The sequence below is a fragment of the Enterococcus sp. AAFC-DPL-5182 genome (assembly GCF_058216605.1).
This window is the reverse complement of record NZ_CM177101.1, coordinates 2,711,862-2,725,920: the sequence shown is the minus strand read 5'-3', so window position 1 is coordinate 2,725,920 and position 14,059 is coordinate 2,711,862. Positions and strand designations below refer to the sequence as shown.

Here is a 14,059-nt window from a genome sequence, read left to right as displayed (position 1 = left end):
AATAGATGAAAGAGGAACAGATTACAGCCGATTATCAGCGAAAACGTCGTGAACTTGAAGAGGATGAAGATATCCTAAAAGATACGCAACGAAAAGGAGAACAATTGATACAAGAAACGTTATCAGATATCTATCAAATTGTTCAACAATCAGCTGTAGATAGCGAGCCTTTTGATTGTGCAAAACAGTCAATTATACAAGTAGAAAATGACTATCACGAAGAGTTATCAAGAGCAAAAAAACAGCTGTATCAACAACAAGAAAAACTGGAACAAGACTATCGAAATGACCTCCAAAAAGCAAATAAAGAATAAGGAGTTGTTCTATTGGAAGAATTAGCAAAAAAGTTATTGAAAGAGTTAAAAAGGAATTTAGAAAAAATACGTGTTCAAGCAATTGGCTCAGCCAAAATACAGAAATCTCATTCAAAGAAACAAGAAGCTAAGAAACAAGGTGAAACAGTGATAGAAAGTGCTAAAAAGGCATTATCTTCTTCCTCCCAAACACTAGAAGGAGCGGTTAAAGGTCAGTTTGGAAAAAAAGTAACAGAGGCTTTTGAGAAGCAACAACAAACTTTAGATAAGCTATCTTCTTAGAATTCAATAATTAAATTGATAACACTCTATTAAATTTGTACTTGTTTTAAATGCTTTTAAGTCCCTTAAAACAGTGTAATATCAGCTATTCAATGTTGTACAAAACTAATTTATTTTTGAGTGGGAATAAGTTGAAAAGTCTTAGAAATCCTTATTTAATTGGAGTTTAAGGCTTTTTCTTTGCTCCTGATAACAGTTTAAATTTCATTAGATTTACAACAATTAAATTATTTTTGTTTGTATGTTATATTGTTAGTAGAAAACTTTTTTTGTGCGAACTAAGTAGTTGATATAGATTATTTATCCAGACGATTTTTAGAAAATAGTGCTCTGAGTAAGGAGGGATGAAAATGAAAACGAAGATGCCTGAAATTTTGTCTTTCATTTCAGAAGAAGCTGTTAATAGAAAAATGACAAGTGAGGAAATTGCCATTCACTTTGGTTATGATAAACATCACTTTAGTCGAAAATTTAAAGAAATAAATGGATTCAGTGTTGTTGAGTTCCTCTCTAGTTTAAAAGTTGAAAAGGCAATTGTTGAATTTGATGAAGAAAAGAGAATCATCGATCTACAAGAACATTCAGGTTTTGAAAGCAGTGGTAGTTTCACGAATACGTTTAAAAAATATACAGGTAGCTCTCCTAGAGCGTACAAAACTGAAATGAGCGACATTTTTTATGATATTAAAAATTTTGAAAATAATGAGAAGGATAAGTCGATAGCGCATTTTGAAGAAAAGAATCATTCTTTTTGCACAGTAACGATCGAAGTACCTGATGGATTTGAAACAGGGATCATATTTATCGGACTTTTCCGTACACTTATACCGAATCATATGCCTCTATCTGGATTAGCTACTAAACATTTAATAGGAAATAAATTGAAAAATATTCCAAGTGGAGACTATTATTTACTAGCTTGTGCGATAAGCCGCTCCAATAATGTTCTATCTTACTTTAACTTAAGCAATAGTTTAAGGGGGAAAGAAGATGAAAGGTTATCTTTTCCAAACTGTTCTGGTAATCATTACACTATTAAGCTGAGAGAACCAATACCAGAAGATCCACCAATATTAGTGAATGTGGGGAAACTTTTGATCTCCCGTTTAAAGAACACAATCTAGAATAATATTATTTGACCGTGAAATGATAAAATAATTGTAAGCTGATGAAATGGAGGAAATAGTTATGACATTAAATGCAAAGAGCATCACTGTAGGTTTACCAGTAAGTAATTTAGAAAAATCTGCTAGTTGGTATGAAAAACTTCTGATGAGTGATGAAAAACTGGTACCTGTTGAAGGTGTTATTGAGTATCCAATTGGTTCTGTTTGGATTCAACTTTTCGAAGAAAAAATAAATGTTTCAGAGAACGTTTTACGTTTAGAAGTGGAAGATTTAGACACAGAATTTGAACGTTTAAAAACACTTGGCGTAATCGTTGACGAAGTGATAGAGGATGTACCAGGTATCATTCGATACGTTGATTTCTCTGATCCTGATGGCAATAAGTTGTCGTTCTACTGGTTATACGAGCAAGAATAGATTTAAACAATACTTATATAATGAATATAATGCTAAAACGACGACGGATAAATGATTCGTCGTTTTTTTAATTTTAGAAAGAATGCTAAGATATGACTCTCCTTACTGGCTAATAATACAGAAATGTATTTTACTCAATTACCGATAGTTGATGTTATGGAAAAAAGGAATAGAAGTAGTTGAAAAGCAAGCTTGTAAACAAATTTTCGTCTTAATATTTAACAAGAAAAGTGATAACACGCTATTAAAATCACATTTATTTCAATCAATTTCAAATCACATCAAATAGCTTTAAATCAACTACTCTATATTGTATGAAACACATTTTTTGATTTTATAGACTTTATTCGGAGTACTGCTCGAAATAGGTTTTCCATAAATGTAATCTTTGGTATAATGTACGAAATACTATTAGATAGACAGAAGGAAAGTTGAATTAAATCATAAATACGATTAGAATTAGGATAATCTAAATGAATAACTAATAAATTTAAATGAAACGATAGATTAAATAATGAGCATAAGGATGGAGCAAATGAGAAGAAAAAGCGTATTATATTTAGATGTAGCAGAGCAAATCAAAGCAGATATCATGAATGGTACATATCCTGTAGGTTCACTATTACCCACAGAAGCAGAACTTGAACAATTATTTGATGTGAGCAAAATTACTGTTCGCCGAGCAATTGAGTTATTATCCTCAGAGGAATTGGTAGAGAAAAAAAGTGGGAAAGGAACCACTGTTTTAAGTAATCGTCCTTATAATAAACTATCAAAAGCGGGGACATTTACAGAATATTTAAATGATTCAGGACAAAAAGTAGCAAAGAAAATTCTAAAATTAGAAACGGTGAGATTAGCATCAGATTCTCCTATTTATTCGTGTCTTGGAGAAAAGGCAGTCAAGGTCTCGCGATTGTATACATTAGATGATCAACCTTACATCTATTTTAATTATTATCTGCCCACCATTTTAGGGGATGTTCCATTAGAAGATTTCGAACAGGAATCCTTATATCGCTTGATGGATCAGCATGGAATTGAAATCGTGAAGTTTGAAGATAGTTTTCAAACAGTTGAATTGACTGCAGAACAACAGAAAATTTTAGCTACTTCTGAAAAAAATGGGCTAAAGAGAATTCGTAAATCATTTGGTATTTCAGGAAAAGTGGTTGAGTATTCAGAAGCAATCTATAATACAGCACTGTACCCGTATGTTATTGAGTATGAAGCATAGAAATGCAGGGACATTGTAATCATAACAACCTAATTAGAGAAGGTCTGTTAGTAAAGCTAGTTGATAGAGGTGTTTCTTTCATTGTTCAAACTATGCATGTTGAAAAAAAAAGACATTCTGGTATGAATAGAGTTACAGTGAACAAAGCTTATAACAAGTTGCTTACAAAAGTGTAAGTAACTTGTTATTTTTTTCTATGGTACGTTAGTTGTAATTAGATTAGACTAACCAAGTAGAGAAAAGGAGCGATAAGAATGTTACAAGTAGAAAATCTAACAAAAACATATGGAACAGAAATTAAATATGAGGCATTAAAAGGTTTGAACTTAACTGTAAATGACGGTGAATTTATTGGAATAATGGGTCCTTCTGGAAGTGGGAAAAGTACGTTTTTAAATCTTCTTGCTACAATCGACCAACCAACATCTGGACACGTTTTATTAAATGGCAAAGATCCAAATCAGTTAAATCAAGAAGAGATTGCCAAGTTCAGACGAAGAGAATTAGGTTTTATTTTCCAAAGCTTTAATCTAATGCCGACGTTGACTGTAGAGGAAAATATTGTGTTGCCGTTGACTTTGGATGGAGAAAAAATTTCTGTTATGAAAAAACAGCTGAATCTACTAGCTGATCGCTTAGGAATTGCTAGTTTATTAAAAAAACGTATTGCAGAAATATCTGGAGGTCAAGCGCAACGCGTTGCTGTCGCTCGGGCAATGATTCATCAACCACAATTGCTACTTGCGGATGAACCTACAGGGAATTTAGATACGAAATCATCGAAAGATGTGATGCAACTGTTACAACAATTAAATGAAGCAGAAAAAGCAACCATTTTAATGGTCACACATGACCCGTTAGCAGCAAGTTACTGTAAACGGATCGTATTTATTAAAGATGGCCAATTGATAGACGAGATCCATCACAATGGGAATCAAAAGATGTTTTATGATGAGATCATGATAAAACTATCCGAGATTGAAGGTGTCGATAATGAGTTTTAGTCAATTTGTTATTCGAAATACATTGAGAAATAAGCATTTATATATGGCTTATTTTCTAAGTACCTTATTCTCTGTAATGGTTTTTTTCACATTTACAGTATTTGCATTTCATCCAGCACTAACTAATGGTCTAAATCAAAAAGTTCAAATGGGGATGCTAGCAGCAGCAATCATTATCTATGGCTTTTCATTTTTCTTTGTTCTATACTCGATGGATGTGTTCATCCAGTCAAGGAAAAAGGAATTTGGACTATTGATGATTCAGGGGATGAGCCCTAGACAACTGAAAAAGATGGTTTTTATTGAAAACTTAGTTATTGGTTTTTTTGCCACAATTATCGGAAGTATTGCAGGAATTGGATTTTCTCAAGTGATTTTGTGGTTGAGTAATAAATTGATGCATGTAAACTTTGGTTTTTATTTTCCGATACAAGCATTTGTATTAACGGTTATTTCTTTTGCTGTTTTATTTTTGGCTATTTCTTTTTTCATTCAATTTCGTTTGCCGAAGTTAAGTTTACAAGAGTTGCTAAAAGCAGGAGACCTTGGAAAAGGGACAATCAAAAGCTCACATGTCAAAACGATACTGGCTGTTTTGTTGATTGGTATAGGATATGCAATTGCGCTAATGGTCAAAGGAATGATAGTACCTTTTGTGATGATTCCTGTGATTTTCTTAGTTGTTGCAGGTACACGTTTTTTATTCAATCAACTAAGTGTGTCAGTGATTGAGCGTTTGAAAAAGAAACAATCTATTTTTTGGAAGAAAACGAACATGGTTGTTTTTTCTGATTTGGCATTTCGAATGAAGGACAATGCTCGCTCGTTTTTCTTAGTATCGATTATTTCAACAGTTGCATTTGCTGCGATCGGTACATTATACGGATTACAAAATATGATTTTAAGTGGGTTAAATCAAAACCCGTATGAGTTCCATGTAACTGGATCATTAGAGGATACTGCATCAATAAAGCAAGAGTTCACCCAGTTGTTGGCAGATAAAGGAATACATGCAGAGCAAAGTGAACTGACTGTCTATATGAATGCCGATCATGTTAATTTTGTTAAAGAGTCTGACTATAATCGTCTAGCAGAAGTAATTAAAAAACCAACGATTAAAACGGAAGGTAAAGTCATTCAGTTACTATCGAATAACACTATTTATGGGCAAGAATCGGTAATAAAAGATGCCAAGTTAGCTGATGGATCAGATTTATCTGTAGATAAATCTGAAAACTCAGATGTTATTTCGACATATGGAGCAACTGTGCTTGTCCCTGATGAGACTAATCTTCAAAATATGGAAAGTACGATAACCACAGTTTGGCAACCGGAAAATTTTCGTTATGATAAACTTGTGGAAATTGGTAAATTCCAAGAAAAAAACATCCCTTTTATGGCTAAAAGCTATTCAAAACAAGCAATCACTGACGAGTATGCACCAATCTTATTTGTTGGAATTTTTATAGGAATTGTCTTCTTCGTTTCAGCTGGAAGTTTCTTGTATTTCCGATTGTATAGTGATATGGATGTGGATGTAGAAAAATTCAAGATGATCTACAAAATGGGATTAACTAAAAAGGAACTGAAAAAAATGATCTATCAGCAGGTAGGAATCCTATTCTTCACACCGATAATCGTCTCTGTGATTCATGGAGCAGTGGCATTGACCGCAATGTATCACATGTTTGATCAAGGAATGCAGGGTACTGGGTGGCTAGTATTAGGAATTTTTATTCTGATTCAGATGGTCTACTACTTAATCGCTCGTATATTTTATTTCAAAAAAGTCTATCATTTAGTGCAAGTGTAATAATGCAAGAAGAGGATAGTGGGACAGCTGTAGGTACTTTACAGCAATAAGAGGCAATTTTAACTTGTTTCCAAAAGAATTGCTTCTGCTTCCACCATGTATCCAGATTTCAAGTGAGTGGAATATGACTCAAAGAGTTATATCCCACTCGCTTCTTTTGCTATTAAGGAAGGAATAAAAGGCGTTGTGTACAGGAACGAAAAGTTATCAGTATTATTATTGATAGCCTTGCGAAAAAAAACTTTGATTTAGGAACAAAATTGGGTAGGAAAATAATCATTGTAAATGTCGTAGAAAACAAAAATGGAGGTATTGAGAAAAGTCTAATTCTGCTAAGTAACCTAGATAACGTATAGACAAATCGAGTACAATAAGTTATAGTATGAAGCGAATGTTTAGAAGAAATGAGGAAGAAAACTAGTGGAAAAAGCATCCATTTATGGTTTAACAAAAGAAGAACTGATCGCATGGTTCATCGAACATGACGAAAGAAAGTTCCGGGCCACTCAAGTATGGGAATGGCTTTATATCAAACGTGTCATGGCATTTAGTGAAATGACGAATTTATCAAAAGATGTAATCAATTTATTAGAAGAAAATTTTATCATCAATCCCTTACGTCAGGTGATCATCCAAGAAGCGAAAGACGGTACCGTGAAATATCTTTTTGAGTTACCAGATAAAAATATGATTGAAACAGTCTTGATGCGTCAAGAATATGGGATGTCTGTTTGTGTAACAACACAAGTTGGTTGTAATATTGGTTGTACGTTCTGTGCAAGTGGTTTGCTCAAAAAACAACGTGATTTAACAGCGGGGGAAATCGTCGCTCAAATCATGTTAGTTCAGCATTATTTTGATGAGCGCGGACAAGATGAACGAGTAAGTCATATTGTTGTGATGGGAATCGGTGAGCCGTTTGATAACTATGATAATTTAATGAATTTCCTACATACGATCAACGATCCTAAAGGTTTGGCAATTGGAGCACGTCACATTACAGTTTCAACAAGTGGCTTAGTACCGAAGATCAAAGAATTTGCTAATAATGGACTGCAAGTGAACTTAGCGATTTCTTTACACGCACCAAATAATGATGTTCGGACATCGATCATGCGAATCAATCGCAGTTTCCCGATTGAAAAGTTAATGGAAGCTGTTGACGAGTATCTGGAAAAAACAAATCGTCGGATTACCTTCGAGTATATTATGTTAAGTCATGTGAATGATCGTCCTGAACATGCGCAGCAATTGGCAGATCTATTGAAAGATAAGAAAAAATTAACGTTTGTCAATTTGATTCCGTACAACCCAGTCAGTGAACATGATCAATATAGCCGCAGTGAAAAAGCGGACGTGTTAAAATTCTATGATGTTTTGAAGAAAAATGGAATTAATTGTGTTATTAGAAAAGAATATGGAACAGATATCGATGCGGCTTGCGGACAACTAAGAAGTAAGCAAATCAAAAAAGCTGATAAAAAAGTTCGACCAGCTAAAACTAGATAGTTTGAATATCAGTGGTTTATGTTCAAATCTTTTTATCCAGATTTTAAAGAGCTGAGATGTAACTCTTCGAGTTATGTCTCAGCTCTTTTTTAGTCGGCATTTAAAATCGTAAATCCATAATCAACAATATGCTCTTTCAAATAGCGTAAGTATTCTTCCCCCATTGGAGATAACGACATTTGAGCAGGATGAATCCAGCCAATCTCCATTGTTTCATCAACCTCTAAAGGCAATGCAACAATATTTTCATCATTCAATTCTCGACTTAATACTCCAGAACTGATTGTATAACCATCAAGACCAATCAAAAAATTGAATAAGGTTGCTCGATCACTGACTCGGATACTTTTCTTACGGTATAGGGTACTTAATATCTCTTCTGAAAAATGAAAGGAGTTAAATTGTCCTTGTTCAAACGAAAGATAAGGAAAGTCTTCCAAGTCTTTCAATGTTACGGATGTTTTCCCCACTAAAGGATTCTTTTTACTGACGAAAACATGTGGATTAGCCGTGAATAAGGGATGGAAAACAAGTTGTTTTTCTTTTAATAATTTTCTGATCACTTTTTCGTTGAATGTATTTAAGTACAAAATACCTAATTCGCTCTGAAAAGTGCTGACATCTTCAATAATATTATTGGTTTGTGTTTCACGAAAAGTGAATTCGTATTCATTTTTTTCGTAAGATCGGATCAATTGTACAAAGGCGTGAACGGCAAAGGCATAATGTTGCGCAGAAACAGAAAATAGTCTTCGGCGAGTCTCAGCTCCTTTATATTTTTCTTCCATCAAATCGACTTGTTCTAAGATCTGACGAGCATAGGATAAAAATTCGGTCCCCTCAGTTGTAAGAACCATTCCTTTTTGTGTTCGTTGAAAGATCTGAATATTCATTTCTTGTTCTAACTCTTTGATCGCAGTTGAAAGGCTAGGCTGAGTAATGAAGAGATGCTTAGCTGCTTCATTAACTGAACCTAACTCAACAACTTTTATAATATAATCCAATTGTTTGATCCTCATGATCCAATCCTCCTTAAATTTAAAAGCGCAGCGAACTTATCCATTTTTGAGAAAATAGAAGGGGTGTAATTTATTTTTGACTAGATTATATCATAAACCACATAGTCTTATTGAATAAAACTATTATGAAAAAAGAGTTGCTCTCGTGGTACGATCTTTGGATGTTAGATTTCAACTTGAATCACTTGTACACCTTGTTTTTCTATTTTTCGAATCACTTCAGGCGAAGCGAATGTGTCTGTAATTAAATAATTGATATCTTTGATATTCCCACTAGTAAAATTAGATGAAAACCCGATTTTGCGATAATCAGCAACAACGATCACTAAGCCATTTGTTCGCTCGATAATCAGTGAATTTATTTTTGATTCATGTAAGACAGGTGTTGTGATTCCATTTTCAATACTAAGACCGGAACAGCCGATAATAGAGATATCAGATGACATTTTCGAAAATGAATCGATAGCAATATCGCCAACTAAGGCTTCTTTTGGAAAGCGAATTTCGCCCCCTGATAGAATAACTGTTGAGTTTGGATTGTGATCCAGATTAGCGACTTTTACATTATTTGTGACGATCGTTACACGTTTATCTTCTAAGTGTTTCAAAGAGGATAGCGCTGTCGAACCTGTATTGATAAACAATGTATTTCCATCCTTAACAAACTCAGCTGCCTTTTTAGCAATCGCATTTTTCAGTACTTCAATTTCTTCATTGTAATCTTCTGTACCAGTTTTCTGCACGATCTTAGCTTTCCCGTGCTCTCTTTGGACTAAACCCATTTTTTCTAAAGCAATCAGATCACGGCGAACAGTTATTTCTGAAACTGTTAGCTCAAGACTGATCTCTTTCACCAATAAACTTGTTTCTTTTTTCAATAATTCCAGTAGTTTATCTCGACGATTTTTGATTGTTTTGTGTGAACTTTTCATTTAAATTCCTCCTCTCTCATTCAGTTGAGCAACTGCAAGTGTATTTCCTAGTGCTTTGGCTTCTTTTAATAAACGATAACCTTCCGATGTCTCATTTAGTTTAAGTAAACAGTGGCCTTTTAGATACAAAACGTAGGTCAGCTCTCGGTTATTCAATCGGTTTTTATCAATCAAATCCAGTTCGCTTAAACATTTTTTATTTCTATTTTGGTGGAAGTATCTCATTCCTGTAATTTCATTCCATGAAAACAAGTTGTTCATTTGCTTTTTTTTAGCATTTTTCAATTTAAACAACTTTTCTAGACAACTTTCTAAATTTTCTTCATCTTTTAAAAAAGAATAGCAATACATTTGCGTATGATAATAAATGAAGAGGTAATCCAATGTGGAATGGAAGAAATGCTGATTCTTATGTAAATGCTCCAAACAAGTTGCATAACTTCCTTCGTCTAACAAAAATAAGCTGTCAAAAATAATAATAGACTGTTTGAAGCCATTAAACAAATCTTTTTTCTGTAGCTTTTGTTTTAAAGCAACCGCTTTTTTTAAATCACAGTCAACAGTCAAAGCATAAATCATTTTTTCATACAGATTTTTTAAATAGTCAAAAAGTATAACAATGCTCAATACAATACATCCCAAGCTACCAAAAATTATTTTTGCGCCCAATGCTTGAGAGCTCGTAACTAGGTAGCAGATATAAATAGCAAATAACAAATAAACAATCCACAATAAACTTTTTTTCCCATAGTAAATACTCTTCCAAGCTAAATTTTTCATATTCCTCACCTCAACGAAACTATATCATAAAAAGATATATATGAACATAAAAAAAGATGTTATGATCGGTAATAAATTCATTTTCGATAAAAACGTTCTTAAAAAAGAATAAACGATCTTATAAATGGATTGAAAACGGTTAAAAATATTGTAGAATGAAAAGTGTAATCGAGATTGAGATAATGTGGAGGGATCAATATGGCAACAATTCATGATGTAACAAAAGAGAGCTGGATTTTAAGTACTTTTCCCGAATGGGGAACGTATTTGAATGAAGAAATCGAACAAGAAGAAGTTAAAGAAGGAACCGTTTCTATGTGGTGGCTAGGATGTACAGGGATTTGGTTGAAGTCACATGAAGGTACTAATATCTTATGTGATTTATGGTGTGGAACAGGGAAGAGATCGCATGGTAACGGAAAGATGAAAAAAGGACATCAGATGATGCGAATGAGCGGGTGCGAAAATATGCAGCCTAACCTTAGAACCCAGCCTTTTGTCATTGACCCATTTGCTGTGACAGATGTTGACGCATTGGTCGTCACTCATATTCACTCAGATCATTTAGATATCAATACGGCAGCAGCGGTTCATCAAAATTGTCCGAATGCACGCTTTATCGGACCAAAAGAAGTAGTTGAAACTTGGTTGAAATGGGGAATCCCGGAAACGAAAACAACGATTGTAAAACCTGGTGACCATGTATCGATCAAAGATGTTGATATCGTTGCTTTAGAAGCTTTTGACAGAACTGCGTTGGTGACTTGTGAAGATCCAGAAATGACGCTAAAAGGAAAATTACCTCAAGACATGGATGAAATCGCTGTCAATTACTTGTTTGAAACAAGTGGCGGCAATATCTATCATGCGGGGGATTCTCATTATTCTAATATGTTTGCTAAACATGGGAACGAACACAAAATCGATGTGTGCTTAGGAGCTTATGGAGAAAACCCTCGAGGAATCACGGACAAAGTCACCTCAGTAGACATGTTACGAATGGCAGAATCATTGAATGCCAATGTTGTGATTCCAGTTCATTATGATATTTGGGCAAATTTTATGGCAGATCCAAAAGAAATAACCGAAATATGGAAGTTTAAAAAAGATCGTTTGAACTATCAATTTAAGCCGTTTATATGGCAAGTTGGTGGGAAATTCACGTATCCAAACGATAAAGACAAACTTGAATTCAATTTTTATCGTGGGTTCGATGATGTCTTTACAACGGATAACGATACACCATTTCCATCATTCTTATAAGAAAGGAGAAAGTGAATGTTAAAGTATTTTTATGATAATGATTTAATTCGATTTTGTGAAGAAACGCCTTCAAATTGGGAAGATGCTGTGATACTTAGTTGTCAGACATTATTAGAAAAAGAGATTATAACGCAACAATATGTGGATGAAATTGTTGAATGTGTTCAAAAATATGGACCTTATATCGTAATTGTGCCAGGTGTTGCTATGCCTCATTCATCAGAAGATAGTCAAGGTGTTTTGGGAACAGCTATTTCATTTACAAAAATGAGTAATGATGTTGTTTTTGAAGAAGGAAATGCTGAGAAAAATGCGCGTTTATTTTTTACATTAGCAGCCAAAGATAGTGAGGCGCATGTAGAAAATATTTCTAAACTGTCAGAAATGTTGATGACTGATGGAATAATCGATGCATTGATGGCGGTAGAGACGATGGAGGATTACCAAAAAGTAATAGCATCTTTTGACAGATAGAAAGAAGGGGAGTAAATGACACAAGTATTAGATTTTCTGATGGGTATTTGGGATTATTTTGCTGCAAATATTTTGACACAGCCAGCATTTTTAATCGGATTTATTGTTCTATTAGGGTATGTTTTACTTAAAAAACCATTGTATGAAAGTATCGCAGGTTTTTTAAAGGCTACTGTTGGTTATTTGATCTTGACAGTTGGTTCAGGTGGATTAGTCAATAATTTTCGACCGATTTTAGTGGGACTAAAGGAACGCTTTGATTTAGATGCAATGGTTATCGATCCCTATTTTGGTCAAAATGCTGTAACAGCAGGAATAGAAGAAACTTTTGGACGAACATTTAGTGATACGATGATTTTATTATTGATTGCGTTTGTCATGAATATTTTATTGGTTCGTTTTAAGAAATATACAAAATTGCGGGCTGTGTTTACAACTGGGAATGTTCAAATTCAACAAGCAGCAACTGCATTTTGGATTTTATTATTCTGTTTTCCTGATTTAGGTCAAATTCAAATATTGTTGATCATGGGACTTATTCTGGGCTGCTATTGGGCAGTAGGATCGAATCTAACTGTGGATATTACACAAGATTTAACTGAAGGTGCAGGATTCGCAATTGCCCACCAACAAATGTTTGGCGTTTATATATTTGCGCGTTTATCTGAAAAAATGAAAAAAGACAAAAACAATCGAAAATTGGAAGATGTCCAATTACCTGGTTTCTTATCGATTTTCAATGAAAATATGGTTGCGACGTCAATCCTAATGCTTTTTTTCTTTGGGATCATATTAGTTGTGTTAGGACCAGCTTACTTGATTGAAGCAGGTTTCATGGTGGAAGGACAAAGTTTCTTTTTCTATATTTTACAGACAGCACTATACTTTGCTGTTTATCTGGCGATTTTACAGTTAGGCGTTCGAACATTTGTTTCAGAGCTGACAGAGTCATTTCAAGGGATTTCCAATACCTTACTACCAGGGGCAGTTCCTGGAATCGACGTCGCGGCAACGTTTGGTTTTGGTTCCCCAAATGCTGTGACGATAGGCTTTTTATTCGGTGCACTAGGACAATTTATTACGATCGGGTTATTGATTCTTTTTAAATCTCCTGTGATCGTTATTGCGGGTTTTATTCCACTATTCTTTGATAACGCAGTAATTGCTGTTTATGCAAATAACCGTGGCGGATTTAAAGCGGCCTGTATCTTCCCGTTTATTTCAGGTGTGATTCAAGTCCTAGGATCTGCTTTGATAGCAGCATTTATCGGGTTATCTCAATATGGAGGATATATCGGGATGTTTGACTGGGCAACTGTTTGGCCAGTGATGACAATATTAATGAAATATTTAGGTTATTTTGGAGTGGCTTTAGTAGTAATTTTACTGTTAGCAATTCCACAGTTCCAATATCGAGCAAATCCAGAAGGATACTTTTTGATTGCAGAAGATTATGATGCGTACGTAAAAAAAATGATGACAAAAGCAGCTTGAGTATATTTAAATTTAGGAGGAAATTAAAATGAGAGTATTAGTATCGTGTGCAAATGGATCAGGAACAAGTTTGATGATGAAAAAAAGTGTAGAAAAAGCACTGAAAGAGTTAGGGTTTAATATTACGAATATTCATCATTGCGCCATTTCAGAAGGAAAAAGTACGGCAGGACAATATGATGTTGTCTTTTGCCCAATGAATTTTTTGAATATGTTTGAAGATGCTAAAAAGAAGGGAATAACAGTGGTCGGTGTCAGAAATGTTATGTCTGCTAAAGAAATCAGTGAACGTGTACAAGAAACTGAATTAGCTGCAAAATTTAAATAATTATAGCAAAAGGAATCAGTCAGGGTGGATAGTTTTTCCACCCTGTTAATGAAAGTTAAAGGTAG

Annotated in this window: 15 protein-coding genes; 12 read left to right on the top strand and 3 right to left on the bottom strand. The window is 34.1% G+C overall.

Going from position 1 to position 14,059, the window contains the following annotated elements; translation table 11 throughout:
- Positions 1-5 precede the first annotated feature (5 nt).
- The 8 genes from AC4BB7_RS12765 to rlmN all read left to right on the top strand — a co-directional run bounded on the left by AC4BB7_RS12765 (position 6) and on the right by rlmN (position 7,704).
- Positions 6-314, top strand: a complete 309-nt coding sequence (locus tag AC4BB7_RS12765) for a hypothetical protein (protein WP_086313862.1) — start codon at positions 6-8, stop codon at positions 312-314.
- Positions 315-326: 12 nt separating this feature from the next.
- Positions 327-596 carry a hypothetical protein gene (locus tag AC4BB7_RS12760; protein WP_086313861.1) on the top strand — a complete coding sequence of 90 codons (270 nt, stop codon included), beginning with the start codon at positions 327-329 and terminating at the stop codon, positions 594-596.
- 350 nt (positions 597-946) lie between these two features.
- Entirely contained in the window at positions 947-1,720 is a 774-nt protein-coding gene (locus AC4BB7_RS12755; RefSeq protein ID WP_490483290.1) for a helix-turn-helix domain-containing protein, read from the top strand.
- Positions 1,721-1,784: 64 nt separating this feature from the next.
- Positions 1,785-2,141, top strand: coding sequence for a VOC family protein (locus AC4BB7_RS12750; RefSeq protein WP_086313859.1), 357 nt, complete (start codon positions 1,785-1,787; stop codon positions 2,139-2,141).
- Positions 2,142-2,676: 535 nt separating this feature from the next.
- On the top strand, positions 2,677-3,378 hold the full coding sequence (locus AC4BB7_RS12745) for a GntR family transcriptional regulator (RefSeq protein WP_490483289.1): 702 nt from the start codon (positions 2,677-2,679) through the stop codon (positions 3,376-3,378).
- 254 nt (positions 3,379-3,632) lie between these two features.
- Positions 3,633-4,382 carry an ABC transporter ATP-binding protein gene (locus AC4BB7_RS12740; protein ID WP_086313857.1) on the top strand — a complete coding sequence of 250 codons (750 nt, stop codon included), beginning with the start codon at positions 3,633-3,635 and terminating at the stop codon, positions 4,380-4,382.
- Positions 4,372-6,195, top strand: coding sequence for an ABC transporter permease (locus tag AC4BB7_RS12735; RefSeq protein ID WP_490483288.1), 1,824 nt, complete (start codon positions 4,372-4,374; stop codon positions 6,193-6,195). Before AC4BB7_RS12740 ends, AC4BB7_RS12735 begins: the two co-directional genes overlap by 11 nt.
- A gap of 420 nt (positions 6,196-6,615) precedes the next feature.
- The gene (rlmN, locus tag AC4BB7_RS12730; protein ID WP_086313855.1) at positions 6,616-7,704 is read left to right on the top strand and encodes a dual-specificity RNA methyltransferase RlmN; all 1,089 of its coding nucleotides are present in this window, start codon (positions 6,616-6,618) and stop codon (positions 7,702-7,704) included.
- Positions 7,705-7,793: 89 nt separating this feature from the next.
- Here the strand turns inward: rlmN and AC4BB7_RS12725 are convergent, their stop codons facing one another.
- From AC4BB7_RS12725 to AC4BB7_RS12715, 3 genes are all read right to left on the bottom strand, one after another.
- Entirely contained in the window at positions 7,794-8,723 is a 930-nt protein-coding gene (locus AC4BB7_RS12725; protein ID WP_086313854.1) for a LysR family transcriptional regulator, read from the bottom strand.
- A gap of 164 nt (positions 8,724-8,887) precedes the next feature.
- Complete coding sequence (locus AC4BB7_RS12720; RefSeq protein ID WP_490483287.1) at positions 8,888-9,655, bottom strand: DeoR/GlpR family DNA-binding transcription regulator; 768 nt, start codon at positions 9,653-9,655, stop codon at positions 8,888-8,890.
- On the bottom strand, positions 9,656-10,435 hold the full coding sequence (locus AC4BB7_RS12715) for a hypothetical protein (protein ID WP_490483286.1): 780 nt from the start codon (positions 10,433-10,435) through the stop codon (positions 9,656-9,658).
- Between the two features lie 198 nt (positions 10,436-10,633).
- On the opposite strand from AC4BB7_RS12715, the gene ulaG reads away from it, so the two are divergent.
- The 4 genes from ulaG to AC4BB7_RS12695 are packed head-to-tail and all read left to right on the top strand — an operon-like array spanning position 10,634 to position 13,994.
- The gene (gene ulaG / locus AC4BB7_RS12710) at positions 10,634-11,698 is read left to right on the top strand and encodes an L-ascorbate 6-phosphate lactonase (protein ID WP_490483285.1); all 1,065 of its coding nucleotides are present in this window, start codon (positions 10,634-10,636) and stop codon (positions 11,696-11,698) included.
- Positions 11,699-11,713: 15 nt separating this feature from the next.
- Positions 11,714-12,172, top strand: coding sequence for a PTS sugar transporter subunit IIA (locus AC4BB7_RS12705; protein ID WP_490483284.1), 459 nt, complete (start codon positions 11,714-11,716; stop codon positions 12,170-12,172).
- Positions 12,173-12,187: 15 nt separating this feature from the next.
- Positions 12,188-13,666, top strand: a complete 1,479-nt coding sequence (gene ulaA, locus AC4BB7_RS12700; protein ID WP_086313849.1) for a PTS ascorbate transporter subunit IIC — start codon at positions 12,188-12,190, stop codon at positions 13,664-13,666.
- A 28-nt stretch (positions 13,667-13,694) separates the two neighbouring features.
- Positions 13,695-13,994, top strand: coding sequence for a PTS sugar transporter subunit IIB (locus tag AC4BB7_RS12695; RefSeq protein WP_069634574.1), 300 nt, complete (start codon positions 13,695-13,697; stop codon positions 13,992-13,994).
- Positions 13,995-14,059 lie beyond the last annotated feature (65 nt).